The sequence below is a fragment of the Aliirhizobium cellulosilyticum genome, from assembly GCF_014198105.1.
Taxonomy (GTDB): Bacteria; Pseudomonadota; Alphaproteobacteria; order Rhizobiales; family Rhizobiaceae; genus Neorhizobium; species Neorhizobium cellulosilyticum.
Genome location: NZ_JACIGW010000002.1, coordinates 542,116 through 565,190 on the forward strand (window position 1 = coordinate 542,116; position 23,075 = coordinate 565,190).

15 protein-coding genes, 1 tRNA gene and 1 pseudogene are annotated in these 23,075 nt (G+C 59.4%); 7 read left to right on the plus strand and 10 right to left on the minus strand.

Features of this window, described 5'->3' with window-relative positions; translation table 11 throughout:
• The first annotated feature begins 262 nt into the window (after nt 1–262).
• Nucleotides 263–2,143 (plus strand): methyl-accepting chemotaxis protein, encoded by a 1,881-nt coding sequence (locus tag GGE33_RS11475; protein ID WP_148148105.1) that lies wholly within the window; start codon nt 263–265, stop codon nt 2,141–2,143.
• Between the two features lie 63 nt (nt 2,144–2,206).
• On the opposite strand, the gene GGE33_RS11480 is transcribed toward GGE33_RS11475, so the two are convergent.
• Nucleotides 2,207–2,959, minus strand: coding sequence for an SDR family oxidoreductase (locus GGE33_RS11480; RefSeq protein ID WP_183823230.1), 753 nt, complete (start codon nt 2,957–2,959; stop codon nt 2,207–2,209).
• Nucleotides 2,960–3,055: 96 nt separating this feature from the next.
• On the opposite strand from GGE33_RS11480, the gene GGE33_RS11485 reads away from it, so the two are divergent.
• Complete coding sequence (locus GGE33_RS11485) at nt 3,056–3,976, plus strand: AraC family transcriptional regulator (protein ID WP_183823231.1); 921 nt, start codon at nt 3,056–3,058, stop codon at nt 3,974–3,976.
• A 53-nt stretch (nt 3,977–4,029) separates the two neighbouring features.
• Here GGE33_RS11485 and GGE33_RS11490 read toward each other — a convergent pair.
• A tRNA-His gene (locus GGE33_RS11490) sits at nt 4,030–4,106 on the minus strand.
• A gap of 138 nt (nt 4,107–4,244) precedes the next feature.
• Nucleotides 4,245–4,688 (minus strand): phasin family protein, encoded by a 444-nt coding sequence (locus GGE33_RS11495; RefSeq protein WP_343062411.1) that lies wholly within the window; start codon nt 4,686–4,688, stop codon nt 4,245–4,247.
• A gap of 1,720 nt (nt 4,689–6,408) precedes the next feature.
• On the opposite strand from GGE33_RS11495, the pseudogene GGE33_RS27975 reads away from it, so the two are divergent.
• A pseudogene (locus GGE33_RS27975) lies at nt 6,409–7,849 on the plus strand (PAS domain-containing protein); the annotation flags it as partial.
• Complete coding sequence (locus tag GGE33_RS27980; protein WP_425486659.1) at nt 7,837–9,048, plus strand: PAS domain-containing sensor histidine kinase; 1,212 nt, start codon at nt 7,837–7,839, stop codon at nt 9,046–9,048. The pseudogene GGE33_RS27975 and the gene GGE33_RS27980, both read left to right, overlap by 13 nt.
• A 268-nt stretch (nt 9,049–9,316) precedes the next feature.
• On the opposite strand, the gene GGE33_RS11505 is transcribed toward GGE33_RS27980, so the two are convergent.
• Nucleotides 9,317–11,278 carry an acetoacetate--CoA ligase gene (locus tag GGE33_RS11505; protein ID WP_183823237.1) on the minus strand — a complete coding sequence of 654 codons (1,962 nt, stop codon included), beginning with the start codon at nt 11,276–11,278 and terminating at the stop codon, nt 9,317–9,319.
• 162 nt (nt 11,279–11,440) lie between these two features.
• Here GGE33_RS11505 and GGE33_RS11510 point away from each other — a divergent pair, with 162 nt between their 5' ends.
• Entirely contained in the window at nt 11,441–13,297 is a 1,857-nt protein-coding gene (locus GGE33_RS11510) for an AsmA family protein (protein ID WP_183823239.1), read from the plus strand.
• A 16-nt stretch (nt 13,298–13,313) separates the two neighbouring features.
• On the opposite strand, the gene GGE33_RS11515 is transcribed toward GGE33_RS11510, so the two are convergent.
• The 5 genes from GGE33_RS11515 to GGE33_RS11535 form a co-directional block, all read right to left on the minus strand.
• The gene (locus GGE33_RS11515) at nt 13,314–14,135 is read right to left on the minus strand and encodes an ABC transporter permease (protein WP_183823241.1); all 822 of its coding nucleotides are present in this window, start codon (nt 14,133–14,135) and stop codon (nt 13,314–13,316) included.
• Nucleotides 14,135–15,073, minus strand: coding sequence for an ABC transporter permease subunit (locus GGE33_RS11520; protein ID WP_183823243.1), 939 nt, complete (start codon nt 15,071–15,073; stop codon nt 14,135–14,137). The genes GGE33_RS11515 and GGE33_RS11520 overlap by 1 nt, the downstream gene beginning before the upstream one ends.
• 15 nt (nt 15,074–15,088) lie before the next feature.
• Complete coding sequence (locus GGE33_RS11525) at nt 15,089–16,246, minus strand: ABC transporter ATP-binding protein (protein WP_183823245.1); 1,158 nt, start codon at nt 16,244–16,246, stop codon at nt 15,089–15,091.
• Nucleotides 16,247–16,315: 69 nt separating this feature from the next.
• Nucleotides 16,316–17,410: a polyamine ABC transporter substrate-binding protein gene (locus GGE33_RS11530; RefSeq protein WP_183823248.1), complete on the minus strand. Its 1,095-nt coding sequence runs from the start codon at nt 17,408–17,410 to the stop codon at nt 16,316–16,318.
• 158 nt (nt 17,411–17,568) lie between these two features.
• Nucleotides 17,569–18,987 (minus strand): short-chain fatty acyl-CoA regulator family protein, encoded by a 1,419-nt coding sequence (locus GGE33_RS11535; protein ID WP_183824096.1) that lies wholly within the window; start codon nt 18,985–18,987, stop codon nt 17,569–17,571.
• A gap of 196 nt (nt 18,988–19,183) precedes the next feature.
• On the opposite strand from GGE33_RS11535, the gene aceA reads away from it, so the two are divergent.
• Together aceA and GGE33_RS11545 are read left to right on the plus strand one after the other, a co-directional pair.
• Complete coding sequence (gene aceA / locus GGE33_RS11540) at nt 19,184–20,473, plus strand: isocitrate lyase (RefSeq protein ID WP_183823250.1); 1,290 nt, start codon at nt 19,184–19,186, stop codon at nt 20,471–20,473.
• 215 nt (nt 20,474–20,688) lie between these two features.
• The gene (locus GGE33_RS11545; RefSeq protein ID WP_148148117.1) at nt 20,689–20,940 is read left to right on the plus strand and encodes an SMc00767 family acetate metabolism repressor; all 252 of its coding nucleotides are present in this window, start codon (nt 20,689–20,691) and stop codon (nt 20,938–20,940) included.
• Between the two features lie 249 nt (nt 20,941–21,189).
• Here GGE33_RS11545 and GGE33_RS11550 read toward each other — a convergent pair whose 3' ends face one another.
• Nucleotides 21,190–23,040: a methyl-accepting chemotaxis protein gene (locus tag GGE33_RS11550; RefSeq protein ID WP_183823252.1), complete on the minus strand. Its 1,851-nt coding sequence runs from the start codon at nt 23,038–23,040 to the stop codon at nt 21,190–21,192.
• Nucleotides 23,041–23,075 lie beyond the last annotated feature (35 nt).

Below are 23,075 nucleotides of genomic sequence, written 5' to 3' on the forward strand. Positions count from 1 at the left end.
GTGGGATGATATCCCACCGATATGGCAATACCAGACTGGGCCGCCGACTAAGCGGCCCATTTTTTGTGCCTGCCGCATGCCAATCGACGGCAGGAATGGACAAGAAAATGTTAAATCAATTTTTATGATACTTTGTCAGATTTGAGGCAACAAGCCGCAGCGGTGCACAGCCCGCTGTAAGCCCTTTGTTAGCAAAACTGTCACAAATCTCAACGGGCACGCGCACAACACAAGAATGCACGGCACATCCAAGGACCCGGTTATGTTTGCAAAAATTCAGATTAAAACACTTTTACCATTGTTATTCGGCCTCGTCGTCACGCTCGGAATTGTCCAGGGCGCCTTTTCCATTCTCGCGGTCAATTCTCTCCAGGCCCAGGTCGACACCGTCGGCGAACGGGTTTCGCGGGCAACCCAGATGGGCGAAATGGAACGTCTTTTCGGCGATGTCCGCCGCAACGTCGCACTGCTGCTCAGCACTTCGACGCAGGAGGAACGCGCCAGCGCGCTTGCCGTGCTGAAGGCGGCATATGCCGCACGCAACAAAGCATTCGAAGCCTATGGCGCCAGTCTGACGACAGACACTATGCGTGCCAAATATCAGGCCACGGAAGCCGCAATCGACACCTATGAAGCGGCAGGCGGGCGTCTTGTTACCCTGCTGGGTGAAGGCGACATGGCTGCGGCCAAGAAACATGTGCAACAGATGACGGTCATGGGTGGAGAAGCCGTCAAGCTATTTGCCGAAATGGTCAGCCTGAACAAGGCAACCGGAGAAGCGGCAGTCAGTGAGGCAAAGGCAACAGCGAGTTCGTCGCTGGTGACAACGGTTATCCTGGTGGTCATCGTCGGCGTGGTCGGCGGGATTGCCGCCCTGCTCGGCTTCCGCTGGATCGCGCGGCCGATCGCCAGCATCACCCTGTCGATGAACGCACTCGCGGCCGGCAATACAGAGCATCAGATCCCGCATCGGGATCGCAAGGACGAGATCGGCGACATGGCAGCCGCTGTTTCGGTATTCCGCGACAACGCCATCGAGCGCGAGCGGCTGGAACGCGAAGCGGAAGCCAATGGCCGGCTTACAGAACAGGAACGACAGGCGCGCGAGGAGCAAAGTGCAAGGCAAGCAGCGGAGGTGAAGTTCGCGGTGGATGATATCGCCCGCGGCCTGAACCATCTTGCCGAAGGCGATGTGACCTACCGTCTGGCTACCCCGTTTGCCGGTGAACTGGACAAGGTTCGGCTGAACTTCAACGAGTCCATCACCAGACTTCAGGCAGCACTGCGGTCGGTTGGCGACAACGCCAAGATGATCGATGCCGGCGCGAGCGAAATTCGTGCGGCAACGGAAGACCTGTCAAAGCGCACGGAACAGCAGGCTGCATCAGTGGAAGAGACCGCCGCAGCACTGGAACAGGTGACTACCGCCGTCAAGGATTCCGCCGCGCAGGCAAGCACGGCCGGCGAACTGGTGAAAAAGGCCCATGATGGTGCCGAACGCTCCGGAGAGATCGTTCGCAAGGCCGTTTTGGCGATGCAGGAGATCGAGAAATCGTCATCCGAAATCGGCAACATTATCGGCGTGATCGACGATATCGCCTTCCAGACCAACCTGCTGGCGCTGAACGCCGGCGTAGAGGCCGCGCGGGCGGGCGACGCAGGCAAGGGGTTTGCCGTCGTCGCACAGGAGGTGCGCGAACTGGCTCAACGTTCGGCGAATGCCGCCAAGGAGATCAAGAACCTGATCACCAAGTCGAGCGCGCAGGTGCGCGACGGGGTGGCGCTGGTCGGAGAAACCGGCACGGCGCTGCACACGATCGTATCGGAAGTGCAGGAAATCAACCGGAGCGTCTCGGCCATCGTATCGTCCACACGCGAGCAGTCTACCGGGCTTTCGGAGATCAACTCCGCGGTCAACCAGATGGACCAGGGTACGCAGAAAAATGCATCGATGGTGGAAGAGACAACCGCCGCGACCTACAGCCTTGCTTCGCAGGCTGCCGAGCTGACCGCCCTGCTTGCCCAGTTCAAGCTTGATGCGGAAGCATCAGTTCGGGCCATCAACAATGCTGACCTGCGGGACAGGAGGGAGCCATCGCCGGCACGTGCGCTGGGCCAGCGGCTGGCATCGGCCTTCGGCTAAGAGTGACCGTCGTCTTCGAACATATCCGCCGGATCGAAAGCGACCCGGCGGATTTTTGTTGCGTCAGGCCTGCGAATTGGCGAGCGCCACCGCATCGGTGCCAGCCGGCAGCCGCTTCGGGGATGACGGATCGGTCACTGCACGCCAGACGGCTTGTGCGACATCCATCGGCAGCGTGACCTCGGTTCTCTGCCTCATCTCGCCAAACACCTCATTTGCATATCCCGCATAGGCTTCGGGGAAACCACCATGCCCTTCCATACGGGAGATCGCGGTCTTGCCGAAACTGGTGGCTGGTGCCGCGCCCGGAAGCACGATCTTCACATCAATGCCGAATGGTTCGAGTTCGAGTGCAAGCGATTCCGTAAACGCATTCACCGCGGCCTTGCTCGCCGTATAGACCGACAGAAGCGGCAGCGGCTTCATGGTGACCGCCGACGTGACATTGACGATCAGCCCCGCCCTCCTTTCGCGGAACTGCGGAAGCACGGCCTGCGCCATGCGCATCGTGCCGATCGTGTTGGTCTCGAAGATATCGCGGATGACATCGACCGGCGTGCCTTCGAGCGCGTTCAGCCAGCCGATGCCGGCATTGTTGACAAGGACGTCGATCGGGCCGGCCGCTTCGATAGCCCTTGCGACGCTTTCATCGCTTCTGACTTCGAGGGGGAGTATGCGCAGGTTTTCGGATATCGGCAGCAGGTCCTCACGCGGCGTGCGCATAGTCGCGATCACCTTCCAGTCGCGATCGAGAAACAGTTTTGCGATATCGAGGCCGAAACCAGACGAGCAGCCGGTGATGAGAACAGTCTTCATGGTTGTTCCTTTCATGTTGTCTGGTCATGAAAGTAGATATTGAAGCCAGGACGTACTACAATCGATCGTCCTCAATTCATTTTTGAAAGTCCTGAATTGACCGATCCGTTCGCAGATGTGGTGGCCCTGCTTCAGCCAAGCCTGCCGTTTTCGAAGATGGCGAGCGGCTCCGGCCCATGGCGCGTCGATGCTCCGGCGACGGCCCGGCCGCTTTTCTGCGTCCTTCTCGAAGGTGCAGCACGGCTGTCGGCTCCCGGAGAGGAACCGATAGAACTGCGGGCCGGCGACTTCATTCTGATCCCCGCCGCCTGCGACTTTACCATGTCGAGTATCGAGCCGGTCGATCCGGAAAATGCCGCGCATTTCGCCGTTACCAGGCGCGATGAGGAGACCCGGCACGGCGATCCGGACGGACCGGCCAATATGCGCATGCTTGTCGGCGGACTTGCGTTCGGATCCCCGGATGCCAGCCTTCTTGTATCGCTGCTGCCGCGACTGGTGCATGTGCGCGGGGAAAGGCAGTTCGCCACCATCGTTCAACTGATCCGGAACGAAGCGAAGGAAGAAAAGCCGGCGCGCGACATGGTGCTGACGCGGCTTCTCGAAGTGCTGCTGATCGAGGCGCTTCGGTCGGCGTCCGGCGGCAGCGCCTCTCCCGGCCTGCTTCGCGGGCTTTCCGACGAGCGGCTGGCGGCGGCGCTTCGCAAGATACATGCAGACCCGAAGCATGACTGGACGGTTGAGAAACTGGCCGGCGAAGCGGCTCTATCCCGATCGGTCTTTTTCGAACGCTTTCGCAAGGCGATGGGCGTCGCGCCGATCGAATACCTGCTCTCCTGGAGGATGGCGATCGCGAAAAAACTGCTCAGACGTGGCGATGAAGGCATCAAGGAGATCGCCGATCGTGTCGGCTACGGCTCCGCCAGCGCCTTCAGCATCGCGTTCACCCGATTTGTCGGCATGCCGCCAACGCATTACGCGCGTGCACAAATGGACCGGGATATCGGGGAAGGATAATTCCCCTCTCCCCGTAAGTCCTAGTGACTTATAGACTTACTGAGAGAGGGGAATGGTACGGTTGAGTGGGGTCGAACCACCGACCTCAGGTGCCACAAACCTGCGCTCTAACCAACTGAGCTACAACCGCATAAACCGCCGAAGCGATGTTGACCGGTCACATACGGCCATCGAATGAAGATTGCAAGTCCTTTCAATCTGACAAATTCGATCCTTGTGATCAAGTCCGCCGCGAGGATGTGGACAAGGTTGCCGAAGAACCTGGCGATCAGGACGGCTTGAAGGCGTCCATGGCTTTTTCGGCGGCTTGCCGGCCGGGCCTTGAGACTTCGCCTGCAACCTTTTGCGCGGCGTCCTGCATCACCTTCACCTGCTCGACGGTAAACTCCGCCTGCTTGCGGACGAAAGCAGTCTGCAATTCCATCATTTCGGAAAAGGACTTGGCCCCGATCAACTGCTCCATATGGGAGAGCGACATTTCGGTATTGGTGCGAAGTGCGTCGATTGCCTTCAAGCCGAATTCCATAGAGCCGGCCTGGGCAGAATGGATTGTGGATTCAACCGTGCGGGAGGCTTCCGCCGCCGCCGTTTTCATCTTACCGTAGGCGTCATGGGAATGGGTCGTGCTTTGCTCTGCAAACTCGTGCCAGCTTTGCGTCAGCTTTGCCGGATCGAATGCAGAGAACGAGAAGATATCGTCAGAATAAGCCACAATCTTTTCCTCCAAAAAGATCCGGTCCGGCGAAAAAACAGGCATCGCCGAACCTGTTCTGCCGTAAATATAGCCGATGCTATTGTGCATTGCAATATTTGCAGTGCAGCACAACCGACCGACGTTAACCCTGTTTACGCGTTCCTGTTCTCCCATGTGGACCCTGTCGAAGGGGAGGGATATTAACAAGAGGTTAATTCCATGGCCTTATAGGCCGACACGTAATTTCACAGGCTTGCCCATGTCGGACGTGCAATACCCATTCATCGATGTCGCCGTACACGAGCGTGTGCGAGAGGCATTTGCCGCGGGTATGGCCGTCGTTCTGTTCTCGGCGGATCTCAGATCGGTCTCATGGGCAAATGGCCGGGGTGCCGCACTTTTTGGCTTCGGCTCAATCTATGATTTTCTCGACCAGGGGCTCGACCGCGGCGAACTGATGTTTCGCCAGGTGGAGCCTGTCGCACGCTCGCTGCAGTCGGTGGGCGACAGGCGCACGTTTACCGTTCGCATCGCTTCCGGGTTTCTGCGCGTGGCTGTGCAGGCGCGCTGCGAAATGATCCGGGTTCAGGACAAGCCGTGCATCCTTCTTTCCGTGCCGGTGGACAGCCAAAACCTGCCGCTCAAGGAATGTGCTGCCCGCCTGATCGAAGGCTTTGACGATCCCGACACGCATATGGCCGTGCTCGATGGCGATGGTAACATTCTGGCTGCATCCGGCCAGTTTGCAGCGCTCACCCTTTCCATCCAGACGACGCGCATGCTTGTCTCGATGGTCGGCAATGACCGTCACCGACTGATCAAGCGCCCGATCGCGACCGCCAGCGGATATCTGCCTGCTGCGATCGGCCAGGTGTCGGAAGAGCCTGCACTTAATCTTCTGTTCGTCGTGGGAGCCGCAAAAATGCAGGCTGCGGCGGTGAATGCCACGCATGCCGCGGAAGAAATCGCCGCTGATAGCGTCGCCTTGCCTGACTACGAAGATGCGCTGAGCGCCGTCGCCGCGATCGAGGACAATCCCGAAACGGAGGAAGAAATCTCACTCGACGATACGACGGGCGCGGCCGATGAGAGCGATGCGGCCTACGTGGAGACGGGTGGACACGAGACAGAAACCGAAGCTGATGCCTTCGCCGAGACCGCTGCAGAAAAGGTCACGGTGGAAGAGGCTTCGGACACGCCTTCGCCGGTTTCCCGCATTGAAGACATCGAGAGCGGGGATGTGAAGACTGAAGATCTGGCCCCTGCTGATGAAGCAAACGAGGTTTTCACCGAGAGCGGCGAACCGGATGCGAAGACGTTCGACGGCACCACAGCTGCTGAGCGGGATGCCGAAACCGTTGCGCAGGACATTTCTGCCGAAGAGATCGTGAGCGGAGAAAATCGCATTCCGGCAGACCTGTCGGGCGACGCGGACGTGGCTGTCGACATTGAAACCGATGACGACGAGGTCGCGACGTTCGGATCGCACGAAGAGCATGATGACGAAACCGTGCCAGCCACCACGTCTGAGGCAGAGGCGCCGGGGGATGAAGGCATAAACATCGCCGAAGACCACGTCGAACCGTTGCCGCATATGCAACAGGCAGAGCCGGCATCACGTCCGCTCGGAACGGTGCGCTTCGTCTGGAAAATCGATGCCGCCGGCCGGTTCAGCGAAGTGTCGAAGGAATTCGCCCAGGCTGTCGGGCCGCATGCAGCCGATATTTCGGGCATGGCATTTTCCGATCTCGCCGCACTCTTCAATCTCGATCCGGACGGCAAGATCGGCGAATTGCTTGGCCGTCGGGACACATGGTCAGGCAAGACGATCTGGTGGCCGGTAGAGGGAACCTCGCTCGTGGTGCCGGTCGATCTGGCAGCGCTCCCGACTTACACGAGAGCACGCGAATTTGACGGGTTCCGCGGCTTCGGCATCGTTCGGATGGGCGACGCAGCCGAAGACCCGCACGCCGCTGGCCTTTCATTGGGGGGAGCAGAGGCAGACCTAGCAACCAAGCCGCTCGAAGCAGAACAGAATGAATTGCAAGCTTCCGAGCAATTGGAAGAGGTTCTCGAGCAACCGGCCGAAAACCAGAATGCCGATACTGTCCCTGCGGCAAGCGACGAGAACGCGGAAACGGCAGCGTTCGATGAGATTGGCGACACATCGAATGAAGAGGCAGATGTCGAAGCGAGCTCTTTCGCCGATGACGACATGCCGATGCCGGGTGAAACGGACAACGAACCGGATGTGGATACCGTTGATGCGGACACAGCTGAAGACCCGGCCAAGACCGTTGACTGGCCGGAAGGCGAGCCCCCAGCCCTGACGCTGACCGAAACGCCGGGCAGACGGCAATGGGACAAGGTGATCCAGCTTGAGGAGCGACGCTCACGGCTGAGTCCCGGCGAGCAGGCAAACTTTCAGGAAATTGCCCGACGTCTGGATGATTTCGTGAAACCAGCCGAGGATCTGGAGACCGAAAGCGACGAAGCCCTCGGTGATAAGGTTATTACTGCAGACACCACCGCATCCGATCTGCCGGAGGATGTTGCGGCTTTCAGCAAGGACGTCACCAGCACGAACGAAGACCTCGTTTCCGAGGCGAATGGCGAGGTTGAGCAGTCCCTGCCGACCGACGACGACGAAACGCAACAGGTTGACGAAGAACTGCCGGAAGATGCCCAGGCATTTCACGAGGATGAGACGCTTGAGGTGACCGACGGGTCGGAGACTTCCGATAACATCGTCGTCACGTTGTTCGACAACGAGCCGACGGAAGCAACCGAGGACCGCCCCGAGAATGAGATCGAGCACGAGGAAGCGGTGGATGCCGCAGCTCTCGCCGCCATGCTGCCCGGCCGCGATCGCACCGGCCTTTCGGAGGATATCATCGACCAGATGCCGGTAGCACTTCTAGTGCATGCCGGTGATCGACTGATCCACGCCAACGGCGAATTCCTGAAACTGACCGGCTATCCTTCACTAGAGGCGCTTGGTGATGTCGGCGGACTTGATGCGTTGTTGCAGCGGCAGGAACTGGAAGACAAGACCACGCATGCCGGCGGCATGGTGGTGGTGCGCGCCGACGACGTGATCGTTCCCGTGACGGCAAGGCTTCAGTCGATCCGCTTCAATGAGACATCGGCATTGATGCTGGCGCTGATGCCGGTTGCCGCCGAAGCGGAGCCGCCAGAAAACACCACGGCGGAAGTGTTGCCGCTGCGCCCGATCCGCACCGCCGACCAATTGGCGAAACTGCAGGTCGAGGTGGAGGAGCTGCGGGCCATTCTGGAGACCGCCACCGACGGCGTCGTCATCATCGGATCCGACAGGGAAGTCCGATCGATGAACCGAGCGGCAAGCGCGCTGTTCAACTTCGATGGCGAAGAGATCAACGGCAAGCCGTTCGTCACGCTTTTTGCGCATGAAAGCCAGCGGGCAATCCTCGACTATCTCTCCGGGATTTCCGGCCATGGCGTGGCGAGCGTGCTGAACGACGGTCGTGAAGTGATCGGCCGCGAGGCATCCGGCGGGTTCCTTCCCCTTTTCATGACGATCGGCCGATTGACGTCATCCAACGGCTATTGCGCCGTCATCCGCGACATCACCCAGTGGAAACGGACCGAAGACGAGCTGCGCACCGCAAAACGCGCCGCGGAAACGGCCAATGCGCACAAGAGCGAGTTCCTTGCACATGTGAGCCACGAGATTCGCACGCCACTGAATGCCATTATCGGCTTTGCCGACATGATGGCATCGGAACGGCTCGGGCCTGTCGGCCACCCCCGCTATATCGAATATTCGAACGATATCGGCCGCTCGGGCCGGCATGTGCTCGATATCGTCAACGACCTGCTCGATATTTCCAAGATCGAGGCGGGAGAGCTTGATCTCGATTTCGTCGCTGTCGGCCTGGACGAAACGGTGTCGGAAGCGGTCTCGCTTGTGCAGCCGCAGGCAAACGGCCAGCGGGTGATCATACGCACGGCACTGTCGCAAGCCGTGCCGCAGGTGGTGGCCGATCTGCGCTCGATCAAGCAGATCGTGCTCAACATCCTGTCCAACGCCATCCGGTTTACGCCATCGGGCGGTCAGATCGTCGTCTCCACCGCCTATGAGACGAATGGCAGCGTCGTGCTGAGAATTCGCGATACCGGTATCGGCATGAACCGCGCCGAGCTGGAATTGGCGATGAAGCCATTCCGGCAGGTGGCGGGAGCATCCCGCAAACGGGGTGACGGCACGGGCCTTGGGCTGCCACTGACAAAAGCGATGGTGGATGCGAACCGGGCGAATTTCGCCATTACCTCGGTGCCGAACGAGGGAACGCTGGTGGAGATCACCTTCCCGTCGCAGCGGGTTCTGGCGAGCTAACGACACGCCAAAAACGCGATACAGAATCACCTATTCACGCAATGCGTGTATACCGCTATAAAAAAGGGGCAGCCTCGGCTGCCCTCAAGTCATTGTGCTGTTGAACAACGATAGAAGTAAAAGACGTCCCGCCTCAAAATCTCATCGTGTGTCAGCTTTATAGCCCTTAACCGGACATTTTGCCCCAGAATTGAGGAACGTCACTCAACAAGAGCTTAAACCTGTCCCGATCCGGATCATCGCGATGTATTGCTGCATTGCAGCAAGATCACGTGCCAAGTTCTGCAAGGTTTTCATACTGTTTCAACGCGTCGGGATTGGCGAGTGCTTCCTTGTTTTTGACGGGCCTGCCGTGAACGACATCGCGCACTGCAAGTTCGACGATCTTGCCGGATTTGGTTCTCGGAATATCCGATACCTGTATGACCTTGGCGGGGACATGGCGGGGCGTCGTGCCATTGCGGATACGGGTACGTATTGCCTTGGCAAGATCCTCATCGAGCGACAACCCATTGGCGAGCCGGACGAACAACACGACGCGCACATCATTGTGCCAATCCTGGCCGATACAGATGGCTTCTGACACTTCCTCCATCTGCTCGACCTGATTGTAGATTTCGGCCGTGCCGATGCGCACGCCGCCAGGATTGAGCGTCGCATCCGAGCGACCATGAATGATCAGCCCGCCATGCGCTGTCCATTCGGCGAAATCGCCGTGGCACCAGACATTGTCGAAACGCTCGAAATAAGCGGCCCTGTATCTCGACTTGTCCGGGTCGTTCCAGAACCCGACCGGCATTGAGGGGAAGGCTTTGGTGCAAACCAGTTCGCCCTTCTCGCCGCGTACCGGCTCGCCGTCGTCGTTCCATATATCGACGGCAAGCCCCAGTCCCGGCCCCTGAATCTCGCCCTTCCAGACGGGTTTTAACGGATTGCCCAGCACGAAACACGAGACGATGTCGGTGCCGCCGGAGATCGATGCAAGATGCATATCCTGCTTGATGCCTTCATAAACAAAGGAAAATCCTTCAGGAGACAGCGGCGAACCGGTTGAGGTCATCAGGCGCAGCGATGACAGATCATGACTTTCCTTCGGCACGATGCCGGACTTGCGCAATGAATCGATATATTTTGCCGCCGTGCCGAAGACGGCAAACTTTTCATCCTGAGCAAAATCGAAGAGCACGTTGCCATCGGGAGCAAAGGGCGAGCCGTCATAGAGGCACAGCGTCGCGCCAACCGCGAGGCCCGAAGCCAGCCAGTTCCACATCATCCAGCCGCAGGTGGTGAAATAGAAGAGCCTTTCTCCCGGCTCTATGCCGCAGTGGAGCCGATGCTCCTTCAGATGCTGCAGCAAGGTGCCGCCGGCAGAATGGACGATACATTTCGGGATGCCGGTCGTGCCAGAGGAAAACAGGATGTAGAGCGGATGGGAAAACGGCAGCTGGACAAATTCGAGCGGCTTTTCCTGATAGGCGGCGATTACATCGGGGTAAGTGCGTGAGTCCGTCAAGTCGGCGGCCAGCGTTGCCGCCTTGCCAAGATAGGGCACGACGATGACCGGCACGCCAAGGCGGGCGGTCACCACCTTCAGCTTGGCGGAAACATCCTGCTGTTTGCCGTTATACCAGTAACCGTCACAGGTGATGAAAAGCCTGGGCTCGATCTGGCCGAAGCGGTCGAGCACGCCCTGCTCACCGAAATCGGGGGAACAGGACGACCAGATGGCGCCAAGCGAGGCAGTGGCCAACATGCAGGCGATGGTTTCGGGCATGTTCGGCATCATTGCCGCAACGCGATCCCCTTTGCCGATACCCATGGCGCGAAAGGTCTGCTGGAGCTTCGAGACTTCCGAGCGCAGCCTGTCCCACGACCAGCTGTAACGGGCCTTGTCTTCTCCGCGAAAAATCAGTGCTTCCTCGGATCCCTCACCGGCATGGGCAAGCAGGTTTTCCGCAAAGTTGAGCGAAGCTTCGGGAAAAAAACGTGCGGCCAGCATATCTTCCCCGTTTGCCAGCACGATTTCGCCACGCTCTCCCCTGACGCCGCAGAAATCCCAGATCGCCGACCAGAAATGTTCGCTTTCATCGATCGACCATGAATGAAAGGCGTCATAATCGGCAAATTTGGTGGCATGGCGCGCCTCGCACCAGCGGATGAACCGATAAAGGGGTGTTTCATGCCGCTTCTCTTCGGGCATGATCCAGAGCGGCTTTTCCTGTTCGAGCATAGTCCTCCCTTTCCGGCATCTGCCGGCCTCCTCTTGCCGCGGGCACCTCCATGCCGGGGCGACAGGAAATGTATAACATGTCGCATGCGACAATGAAGTACATGACGTTGTCGTTTCGATGCCCGAATTGCGCCCTGCAGCCATTTCCTATATGCGCCTTGCATGTTCACGAAAGCCGCCCAGACATTCCGCAGGCATGCACGCCGGCCAGTTGGTCGAACGGTGCTGATTGCGCTTGCGATGATCCTTGCGGTGGGCGCGATTTTCAGGATCGTCACGCCTTTCCTGATTTCCACCAGTCTGGTGCGGGAAAGCATCGAACAGTCGGTAGAACGGTGGACCGGGAATAACGCCACAATCGGCGGCATCTCCACAATTCGGTTCTGGCCGCATCCGGAAGTCACGCTTACCGACATCACCATTCATAACGATGAACATGGCGGACGGCAGATACTGGCAACGATCAAGGAACTGTCCGCCTCGTTCGACTTGATGGAAGCCTTGCTTGGCCAGCCGGTCTTTGAGGATTTCCGCCTTAACGAACCACACCTTTTCATGAGCCGCGACAAGGACGAGCGGCTTCATTGGGCCAATGGCGGACAGCTGGTCGATGCCATGGCGAAAGTTTCGGCCAATGGCGACCGGCAGAGGCTCGATCAGGCGCTGGATGCACCGATTGGCGAGGTACAGTTTCGCAACGGCATTCTCGATATCATCCGCGAAACAGATGGAAGTGTCGTCCGCTTCGATGCCATCAACGGCATGATGGATTGGCCTCGTCTTTCCGATACCGCCATCATCCGCGGGGATGCCGTTGTCCGCGGCAAAAGGATCGGCCTCGATATTCGCAGCACACAGCCGCTGCTGCTTCTCGATGGTAGAAGCGGAGATTTCGAGGGAACGGCCAGTGCCGACATCGGGTTTGCAAAGTTCGACGGCGTCGCAAGCCTGACGCCGCGAGGTTATTTCTCCGGCAATGCCGAGCTTCGGGCATCGGACATGCCTGCTGCGCTACGCTGGTTCGAGATCGATCCACGCCTGGTGGATGGACTGCAATCGGCATCGGTTTCGGCCCGGTTGATTGCAGACCGCCAGGAAATGAGGTTCGAGGAGCTTTCGCTCGGGCTGAACGAGGAGAATGCGACCGGTTTGTTGGAGCTCGACATCCCCGCCTCCTCGCCGCCGAAGCTTTCGGGCACGCTTGCCTTCGATCATATGGACCTGCGTCGCCTGCTTATCGCTCTGGAGCCGACGATCAGCAAGGATGTGCAAGCGCTGCCGTCGCTTGTGACGAATATGGACCTCGATATGAGGCTTTCTTCACAAATCGCCTCGCTGGGCGGTCTCCAGCTTTATGATGTTGCGCTTGGCCTGATGAATGTGACTCAGCAGTTCCGCCTCGATATTCTCGATAGCGATCTAAAACCGGGTCGCATGACGGGGCGGATCACCACCCTTAATGCGAATTCCAGCGCCCGGGGCGAGGAACAAAGCGTCGCCTTCCGCGCGGCCGTCCGGGGCGTCGATTTCGCGACGATCGCACAACAGCTGCAGCTCAAAGGCCCGCTGCCTGCAGCACAGGGATCGCTCGACATTTCGCTGGATGTGCCACGCCCGATCACGCGCGACGCCTGGAACGCAGCGACCGGGACGGTCAGCTTCCAGACAGGCTCCGGCAATCTGACCGGCATGGACCTGTCGGCTATTCGCCAGCTAGCAATCCGAAAACCCTATTTCTCGCTTAGCGACGCTGCAACGGGCTCCATCGAATTCGACAGCATGAAGGCGACGGCCACTATCCGCAACGGAATTGCCGACCTTCAGGACACCGAGATTGCCGGGCGCAACGAAACGATTGCGCTGACCGGGGCCGTGCCGCTTGCAAACAGCAGCCTCGCGCTCTCGGCCACGATCACACCGAAGGATGCAAACCCGCCGCTAAACTTCTTCATCGGCGGAGCGTGGCCGACGCCGATCCTCTGGCCGATGAACGTGCCGGCCGCCAAGCCCGGCGAATAAAACCCGGTTCCGCCTATCAGCTTTCCGCGCCGCGGATCGCCAGATGCTCGTCGCGGACGCGCCTCAACTCGGCGCGCTTGGTGGTGAGGGATGCGGCGATGACGCCGATCGTTACAAGACCAATGAGGATGGTGCAGATGGCGTTGATTTCCGGCGTCACACCGAGGCGGACCTGCGAATAGATCTTGATCGGCAGTGTTGTTGCGCCCGGACCAGTGTTGAAGCTCGCGATGACGAGGTCATCGAGCGACAAGGTGAAGGCGAGCATCCAGCCAGCGATGACTGCGGGCAGGATCAGCGGCAGGGTGATCCTGAAGAAGGTTTTGACCGGCGGGCAGCCGAGATCGAGCGCTGCCTCCTCCAGACTGCGGTCGAAGGTCAGGAGCCTCGACTGCACGACGATCGCCACATAACACATGGTGAAGGTCGTATGCGCGATCGTGACCGTCCAGAAGCCGCGATCGACACCCATTGCGACGAAGAGCAGGAGCAGCGACAGGCCAGTGATGACTTCGGGCATGACCAGCGGGGCGTAGATCATGCCGGAAAAGGCCATGCGGCCGGGGAAGCGGGCAAAGCGGGTGAGCGCCAATGCCGCCAGAGTGCCAAGGATTGTGCCGAGCGTGGCACTCAGGACGCCGACGCGAGCCGTGACCCAGGCTGCATCCATCAAGCCCTGGTTCGACCACATCGCGGAGTACCAGTTCAGCGAGAAGCCACCCCAGACCGTGACCAGCCTTGAAGCGTTGAACGAGTAGACGATCAGGATGATGATCGGGATGTAGAGAAAGGCGAAACCGAGGGTGAGAACGGTGGCGTCGAAACGGGGAGATCTCATCACACCACCTTCTTCTGCTGGTTCTGGAAGATCATGATCGGCACGACCAGCATGATCAGCAGGACGACGGCGACGGCAGAGGCGAGCGGCCAGTCACGATTGCCAAAGAATTCGGTCCAGAGCGTCTTGCCGATCATCAGCGTATCGGCACCGCCCAAAAGATCCGGGATGACGAATTCGCCGGTGATCGGGATGAAGCAGATCATCGCGCCGGCAATGACGCCCGGTATGGAGAGCGGGAAAGTGATCTTCCAGAAAGCTTTCCAGGGCGGGCAGCCGAGATCGCTTGCGGCTTCCAGCAACGAATGATCCATCTTTTCCAACGCCGAATAGAGCGGCAGGACCATGAAGGGCAGATAGGAATAGACGATGCCGATGAAGACGGCATAATCGGTGCGGAAGATCTGCACCTGCTGGTCCGGTCCCATCAGTCCGATCGTCTGGAGGAGAAGCGTCAGCAGGCCATCCGGCTTGAGGATGCCGATCCAAGCGTAGACGCGGATGAGAAACGAGGTCCAGAAGGGCAGGATCACCAGCATGACCAGCGTCGGGCGGATCGAGGTCGGGGCGCGGGCCATGGCGAGCGCCATCGGATAGCCGATCAGCAACAGCAGCAGCGTCGAGATCGCCGCGATCCTGAGCGACGACAGATAGGACCAGATGTAGAGCGGGTCTTCGGTCAGGAAGATATAGTTCTCGAAATCCAGCTCGGAAAAGAATTCGCCAAGATTGCCGAAACCATCGAAGGTCGGCAGATAGGGCGGCATGGCGATGGCCGTATCCGACAGCGAGATCTTGAAGATGATAAGGAACGGCGCGACGAAGAACAGGATGAGCCAGATATAGGGCACGACGACGACCAGCCAGCGCGTCCAGGACGGACCTCCGGTACTGGTCGCGGCATTGCTGACAGGATTGGTTTCCGCGACATTGGCCATGTTCGCTCCCCTTCCCTATCGCGTCAGGACGAGGCCGGCATCGCGCGACCAGGTGAGCCAGACCATATCGCCAAAGGTGATCGGCCGATCGACGAGACGCGAAACATTGGCCTGGGCCGCACGCAGGAAACGGCCATCCTCGGAGCGGACGATGAAGAGCGAGAAATCGCCGAGATAGCCGATATCCCAGACCTCGCCATAAAACGCATTGGTGGAACTATCGGCCGGAGCATCCAGCGAGATTCGCACCTTTTCCGGACGAACAGCGAAGGCGACATGATCGCCTTTAACAGCCTGGCATTCCTGATCGACGGCGATCGACAGGCCTTCGCTTTCGATCCTTACCGTGCCCGGTGCGCCGAGCGCGCTTGCGGTGTCGGCAATCTTGCCTTCGATGATGTTGATGTCGCCGATGAAATCCGCGACGTAGCGGCTGTTCGGCGCCTCGTAGATTTCAGCCGGGGTCGCCACCTGCATGATGATGCCCTTGTCCATGACTGCGATCCGGTCGGACACGGTCATCGCTTCTTCCTGGTCGTGGGTGACGATAAGGAAGGTCATGCCGAGCGTGTGCTGCAGGTCCATCAGCTCGAACTGGGTTTCCTCGCGCAGCTTCTTGTCGAGCGCGCCGAGCGGCTCGTCGAGCAGCAGCACCTTGGGACGCTTGGCGAGCGAACGGGCGAGAGCAACGCGCTGGCGCTGACCGCCGGAAAGCTGGTTCGGCTTGCGTTTGGCGAACTGTTCGAGCTTGACGAGCTTGAGCATTTCCTGAACGCGGGCGGTAATCTCGCCCTTCGGCATATTGTCCTGTTCGAGACCGAAGGCGATGTTCTTCTCCACCGTCATATGCGGAAAAAGCGCATAGGACTGGAACATCATATTCGTCGGGCGGCGATAGGGCGGGACGCCACGAATGTCCTGCCCCTGCAGAAGAATGCGGCCTTCCGTCGGCTCCTCGAAGCCGGCGAGCATGCGCATCAGCGTCGTCTTTCCGCAGCCGGAAGGGCCAAGCAGCGAGAAGAATTCCTTCTCGTAGATATCAAGCGTGAGGTTGTCGACGGCAACAAAATCGCCGAAGCGTTTGGTGATATTCTCGAAGCGGATGAAGGGGACCGCATTCGGATCGGTCCAGGGAGAGAATTTGCGTTTTACCGGTCCGAGAGTTTTCGCCATGCCTTGCCCCGCTTGCGATCCTTGGAAACTGAAAGGGCGGGTAAAAGCCCGCCCTTGGATTGTCAGCTATCAGCTGCCGGTCTTGATCTGCGTCCAGACCCGATTCAGCACGCGCTGTTCCTTGGGTCCGTAAGGCGAGATGGTGAAGAGCTTTGCCACCACATCTTCCGGCGGATAGACCGACGGATTTTCCAGCACTTCCTTATCGACGAACTTCTGCGAGGCAAGGTTGCCGTTGGCATACTGGACATAGTTGGAGGCCTTGGCGATGACTTCCGGCTTCATCAGGTAGTTGATGAAGGCGTGCGCCTCTTCGACATTCTTCGCATCCGCCGGGATCGCGAGGTTGTCGAACCACATATAGGTGCCTTCCTTGGGGATGACGAACTCGACCTTGACGCCCTTGCCAGCTTCTTCGGCGCGCGACTTCGCCTGCAGCACGTCGCCCGACCAACCGATGGTGATGCAGCTGTCGCCGTTAGCGAGCTCATCTATATAGGCCGAGGCGTTGAACGTCTTCACGAAAGGACGGATCTTCTTGAAGACCTCGCCGCCGGCTTCCAGATCGGCAGTTTCCTTGCTGTCCGGGTTCTTGCCGACATAGTTCATGGCGATGGCGAACGTTTCGTCGGAGGCATCGAGAATGTTGATGCCGCAGGACTTCAGCTTTTCTGCGTTTTCCGGCTTGAACAGGACGTCCCAGCTGTCGATCGGCACATCGCCGAGCGCTGCCTTCACCTTGTCGACATTATAGCCGATGCCGGTGGTGCCCCACATGTAGTTGACGGCATATTCGTTGCCAGGATCATATTTTGCCAGACGCTCGGACACGAGCGGCCACATGTTGGTGAGGTTCGGCAGCTTCGACTTGTCGAGCTTCTGGAACACTCCGGCCGTGATCTGGCGGGCAAGGAACGGACCGGTCGGGACAACGACGTCATAACCCGAGCCGCCGGCAAGCAGCTTGGTTTCCACGAGATCATTGCTGTCAAAAACGTCGTAAACGACCTTGATGCCGGTTTCCTTGGTGAAATCCTCGAGAATGGACTCATCGATATAGTCCGACCAGTTATAGACGTGGACGACCTTTTCCTGCGCAAAAGCGGAGGAGCCAAGGGCGGTAACAGCAAGTGCTGCCGCCATTCCAAGCAGGTGGGTTCTCATGATTTCTCCTGTTTCTTTTTTCTCCGCGGGTGCCCCCACGCAGGAATTCCCTCTGTATTTGAACGTGAGAGTAGAAAGGATTTTTACGACCTACAAGTGGGAATGTGCACTGCGGAATGACTTGCCCCCAAGGCTTGTCGTGCAAATTACCCAAGGGGCTACTGAAAGTCGAAGGCGCTGAGGCCGGTCACCATTTCGTCAAGCCCGAGCGGGCGTGTGATCGGCGGCTCGGCACGCGACAGACAGGCCTTGCGCTCGCAGATGCGGCAGGCGGGGCCGGATTCGACGGCAAAGCCGGTGGCCGGCAGCGCCGCGGCATAGGCCACATCGGCTGCAAAGCCGATATCGCAACCGATGAGGATCGCCGTACGTCGGATCCGCTCGCCGAAATCCGCCTGCGGACCTTCCAGCGTTCTCGACACGGTGAGAAAGGCGTCCTCTTCCGGCATCTCCACGCGATCGACGAGGATGCGGCCGGGCTCGGCAAAGGCGGAATGGATGCCGAGCTTGGGACAACGGCCACCGAAGCGGGATTGCGGAAAGCCTTGGGCGCCCGCGCGACGCACGACATTGCCAGCGTGATCCATCTCCATGAGGAAGAAAGGAATACCGGCAGCGTCCGGCCGACAGAGGGAGGTCAGGCGGTTTGCAGCCTGTTCGAAGGAGACATCGAAGCGGGCGCGCAGGATATCGATATCGTAACGGGCGCGCTGTGCGGCCGCCAGAAACGCCGCGTAGGGCATGAGCAGCGCATGGGCCGCATAACGGGCAAGCTCGAAGCGGGCGATACGCCGGGCTTCTGCCGTCTGCAGGGACAGGCCGTCCAGCTCCGCATCGATTTCCGTCGCCATTGCCAGCAGTGCGACTTCAGTCGCCAGTTCCCGGTTGCGATCGAAGGGCGAGAGGCGCTCCGAGAGGAAGAGCCGCATGCTGTGGCGATCGTAACGGCGACGCAAGCTCGGCATAACGTGAGAGGGAAGCGTGCGGACGGTTATGCCACGCTCGTTCTTCAGCCATGTGCGTAGGGCGGAGGGTAGGTCGTCTCCGGCGGAGAAGGTCTTTGCCAGAGCCTCTGCCGCATCCTCCAGGCGGGGAAAAAAGTTCGGGCGACGTTCCAGCGACTGGCGCACCTCATCCATCGGCATTCGGCTGCTGCTGGTTGCCATCTCGCGGCCTTCGCTTGCCAGCAGGACCGCGAGATCGGAAAGCCGGCCCGCCTGTTCGCGATAGGCGCGATAGAGTTTTACCGTGGCGAGTGCCGCATTGGGCGCCGCTTCCGCGACTTCGACAATTTCCTGATCGCCGGGGATTTCACCGGCCAGGAGCGGATCTGCAAAAACTTCGCGCAGCTGGGGGGCAAGCCCGCCGCCCTCCCCCTGGAGCGCATCGAGATCCACCTTGTAGGTGGAGGCGAGCTTCAACAGAAGCTGCACCGTCAGCGGCCGCTGGTTGCGCTCGATCAGGTTGAGATAGGAGGGAGAGATTTCCAGCGCGCCTGCCATGGCGGTCTGGGTCAAACCAAGCCCGAGCCGGACCCGCCTGACGCGGCCTCCCGCAAATACCTTCCGCTCCACTATAGACCTCCTCCTGTCAAAGTTTTACGCGGCTTCGATTTTACAATATTTACAAAACTCAACTCGCTTCTGTGTAAGTCGTGACATCGTAACTTCTTTTATATCATGCACTTATAGAATTAACATTCGTCATTCTGTAAATATTTCACATGAGCTTTCGGGCCTGATCCAAAGTTCAAAACCAGTGGGAGAGAGACAGATGACAGATTTTTACAAGCTCGTTGCCAATGCGCCTGACGGCCGGTTCGACGGGATCACCCGCCCCTATTCGGCTGAGGACGTGCAGCGGCTGCGCGGCTCGATCGAGATCCGTTATTCGCTGGCGGAAAAAGGTGCGAACCGGCTGTGGGAGCTTTTGAAAGCTGAGGATTTCGTCAATGCGCTCGGCGCCATGACTGGCAATCAGGCGATGCAGCAGGTGCGCGCGGGCTTAAAGGCCATCTATCTCTCCGGCTGGCAGGTGGCGGCGGACAGCAATACCGCATCCTCGATGTATCCGGACCAGTCGCTTTATCCGGCCAATGCGGCACCGGAACTGGCGCGGCGGATCAACCGCACCCTGCAACGCGCCGACCAGATCGAGACGTCCGAGGGCAAGGGGCTTTCGGTCGAGACGTGGTTTGCGCCGATCGTTGCCGATGCAGAAGCCGGGTTCGGCGGACCGCTCAACGCTTTCGAGATCATGAAGGCGTTTATCGAGGCTGGCGCCGCGGGCGTTCATTTCGAGGACCAGCTGGCGGCCGAAAAGAAATGCGGCCATCTGGGCGGCAAGGTGCTGATCCCGACTGCGGCGCACATCCGCAACCTGACTGCGGCGCGGCTTGCCGCCGACGTCATGGGCGTACCGACGCTGGTGATTGCCCGCACGGATGCGGAAGCTGCAAAGCTTCTGACCTCGGATATCGACGAGCGCGACCGGCCCTTTGTCGATTACGATGCCGGGAGGACGGCGGAAGGGTTCTATCGAGTGAAGAACGGGCTTGAGCCCTGCATTGCCCGTGCCGTCGCTTACGCTCCGCATTGCGACCTGATCTGGTGCGAGACGTCGAAACCGGATCTGGAGCAGGCGCGCAAGTTTGCCGAGGGCGTGCACCGGGAACATCCGGGCAAGATGCTGGCTTACAATTGCTCACCGTCGTTCAACTGGAAAAAGAACCTCGACGACGCGACGATCGCGAAATTCCAGCGGGAACTGGGGGCGATGGGCTATAAGTTCCAGTTCATCACGCTCGCCGGGTTCCACCAGCTGAATTTCGGCATGTTCGAACTTTCTCGCGGTTACAAGGACCGGCAGATGGCCGCCTATTCAGAGCTGCAGGAGGCGGAATTCGCTTCCGAGATCAACGGATATACGGCGACCAAACACCAGCGCGAAGTCGGCACCGGTTATTTCGATGCCGTGTCGATGGCGATCACCGGCGGGCTGTCGTCGACGACCGCGATGGGAGAGTCCACCGAGCATGCACAGTTCCGGCCGGCGGCGGAGTGAGCCGCAAAGTCCCCTCCCCACCCTCCCCACAAGGGGGAGGGCTTAACCCAGCCTCACCGCCAGCGTTCACAGGTGAAATGGGCGGCTGCCGCGATTTTTCTCCCCCCTTGTGGGGGAGATGGCCGGCAGGCCAGAGGGGGACTTCGCCATCCGCAAAAGGCTCACGGCAACAAGAGATATCAAGACCACCAAACCCAACGAAAGGAGACCCCGAAATGACGATCCAGGCACCCATCAAGACCCATGTAAAAGAACGGGCGGAGGAGCAGGCAAGCGCCATGACCGCCGATCAGCAGGCAGCGATCCGCTCGCTTGCCAATGACCTGCACCGGCTGAACCATGCCGTCATGAAAGCAGTCGAGGCCGGCGTTTCGGTCGAGCTGATCCGTTCGGCGCGGCATCACGGCGGCGACGGCCACTGGGGCGACCTTATGGTTCCCGTCGTCATGACCAACAGGCTTCAGTAGCGGCGGGTGCAAGATTGCCGGGTCGGACCGCACCGTCCCGCAATTTGTCGCAAATTCAGCAGTCAGAGTTTCACACTTGTGCTGGAATTGCCTCAAACACCGGCCGGACAAGAGCCGGGCCGATGGAGCCATTAGGGAGCCTCTTGGGAGCCCTTCGGCCACCATACCTTTTCATCTCCCTGCCAACAGAAAGGGCGGCCTCAAGCCGCCCTTTCTTACATCTGGTTGCCGATCTTCAAGAGACGCCGTTCAGGCGGCCTTGCTGTAGCGATAAGAAGACTGCGTGCCCGTGGCGGCCGCATCGATGCGGAACTGCTGCAGCAGGTCGAACAGGGCTTCGGTCTCTGCCGCCAGGCGCTGGCTTGCCTCACTGGTTTCGGCCACCATTGCGCCGTTCTGCTGGGTCATCTGATCCATCTGGTTGACGGACTGATTGATGTTGGACAGCGCTGCCGACTGGTCGCGGCTGGCGGTGGCGATGGTTTCGACATGCTGGCTGATGACGACGATCTCGCTGCTGATCGTGGCGAGTACTTCGCCGGCCTGCTGGACGAGCGAGACACCGGAACCGACCTCGTTGGTCGCCTGATTGACCAAGCCTTTGATTTCCTTGGCCGCATCGGCTGAGCGCTGCGCCAGTTCACGCACTTCCTGCGCGACAACCGCAAACCCCTTGCCGGCTTCACCCGCGCGGGCCGCCTCGATACCGGCATTCAGAGCGAGAAGGTTGGTCTGGAAGGCGATGTCGTCAATCACCTCGATGATCAGTTCGATCTTCTGCGACGCGTCTTCGATACGCCCCATGGCCTCGACAGCATTCTTGACGACGGTGCCGGAATTGTCGGCATTCTTCTTCGTGTGACCAACGGCCTCGTTCGCCTCGCGGGCACGATCGGCGGAAGAGCGCACGGTTGCCGTGATTTCCTCGACAGCAGCCGCGGTCTCCTCCAGCGAAGCCGCCTGGCTTTCGGTGCGGCGAGACAGATCAGCGGACGAATGGCTGAGATCGGCGCTGCTCTTCTGGATTGCCATCGTGCTCTGACGAATGTGGGACAGCGTGTCGCGCAGCTTGAGGATCGAACCGTTGAAATCGGTGCGCAGCGGTTCCAGCTTGCCGGAGAAAGGCTGGTCAATAGTGACCGAGAGATCCCCCTGCGACAGGCGCGACAGGGCCGTGCCGAGTGCTGCGACAGCCTGATCAATCTGGCTGTCGACCATGCGCTTGTCACTGTCGTTGCGTTCGCGTTCGGCTTCGGCCTCTGCCCGTTCCATGGCACTCTGATGCTCGATGCGCAGTTTTTCGAGCGCGTTGTCGCGGAAGACCTGCAGGGCGCGGGCAATGTTGCCGAACTCGTCAGAGCGTGCGGTGTAAGGGATCTCGGACTTGTTGTCGCCATCGGCAATCGCCCGGACGGAGCCGGTCAGGACGCCGAGCGGGCTGACGAGTCTGCGAATGACGAAATAGCTGGCAACGGCAATGAAGAGAAGCGCAAGCAGCGAGGAGACCATCAAGGCCGTGCCGGCAGAGGCGATATGGGCGAAATAGACCTCCATCGGGATGCCGATGAAGAGTACGCCGCTGACAGCGCCGGAGGCGTTCACAACAGGATAATAGGCGGTCATGAAATCGCGGCCGAAAAGAACGGCCGGGCCATAATAGGCCTCGCCTTTGGCCAGAGCCTTCTGTGCCGGGTGATCGGCGACGAGCTTGGTGCCGACGGCACGTTCGCCCTTCTCGTTCTTCACGTTAGTGGAGATGCGGACATAATCGCCGCCCTGCTTCTCGAACACCGTCGCTACGCCACCGATGGAGCCGGCGGTACGATCGACAAGATCATGGCCCTGAAGTGCCCCCTCGCCGGCAGTAACCTTGGCGAGCTTTCCGTCAGAAAGTGCTGTTTTTGCACTCACCACAGCCGTCTCATAGATTAACGCCATCGTCCGGATGGACTTGTGCGTATCCTCCACAGCCGTTTCCATGATGTCCTTGCGAAACGTGTTGTAGGCAAGGCCGGAAACGGCGGAGACTGCAACCACGATAAGAAAGAGACAAAGAAATACAATTTTAGTGACGACCGAAGAAGGTACGATCTTTTTCATGGGGAGCCTTTGTGGGTGTAAATTTCCCACACACA

Excerpts from the sequence above, each read along its gene's own strand:
- GGE33_RS11475 (WP_148148105.1), top strand. The coding sequence starts at position 263 with ATGTTTGCAAAAATTCAGATTAAAACACTTTTACCATTGTTATTCGGC.
- GGE33_RS11480 (WP_183823230.1), bottom strand. The coding sequence starts at position 2,959 with ATGAAGACTGTTCTCATCACCGGCTGCTCGTCTGGTTTCGGCCTCGAT.
- GGE33_RS27980 (WP_425486659.1), top strand. The coding sequence starts at position 7,837 with ATGCCGGTTGCCGCCGAAGCGGAGCCGCCAGAAAACACCACGGCGGAA.
- GGE33_RS11505 (WP_183823237.1), bottom strand. The coding sequence starts at position 11,278 with ATGCTCGAACAGGAAAAGCCGCTCTGGATCATGCCCGAAGAGAAGCGG.
- GGE33_RS11510 (WP_183823239.1), top strand. The coding sequence starts at position 11,441 with ATGTTCACGAAAGCCGCCCAGACATTCCGCAGGCATGCACGCCGGCCA.
- GGE33_RS11515 (WP_183823241.1), bottom strand. The coding sequence starts at position 14,135 with ATGAGATCTCCCCGTTTCGACGCCACCGTTCTCACCCTCGGTTTCGCC.
- GGE33_RS11520 (WP_183823243.1), bottom strand. The coding sequence starts at position 15,073 with ATGGCCAATGTCGCGGAAACCAATCCTGTCAGCAATGCCGCGACCAGT.
- GGE33_RS11525 (WP_183823245.1), bottom strand. The coding sequence starts at position 16,246 with ATGGCGAAAACTCTCGGACCGGTAAAACGCAAATTCTCTCCCTGGACC.
- GGE33_RS11530 (WP_183823248.1), bottom strand. The coding sequence starts at position 17,410 with ATGAGAACCCACCTGCTTGGAATGGCGGCAGCACTTGCTGTTACCGCC.
- aceA (WP_183823250.1), top strand. The coding sequence starts at position 19,184 with ATGACAGATTTTTACAAGCTCGTTGCCAATGCGCCTGACGGCCGGTTC.
- GGE33_RS11545 (WP_148148117.1), top strand. The coding sequence starts at position 20,689 with ATGACGATCCAGGCACCCATCAAGACCCATGTAAAAGAACGGGCGGAG.
- GGE33_RS11550 (WP_183823252.1), bottom strand. The coding sequence starts at position 23,040 with ATGAAAAAGATCGTACCTTCTTCGGTCGTCACTAAAATTGTATTTCTT.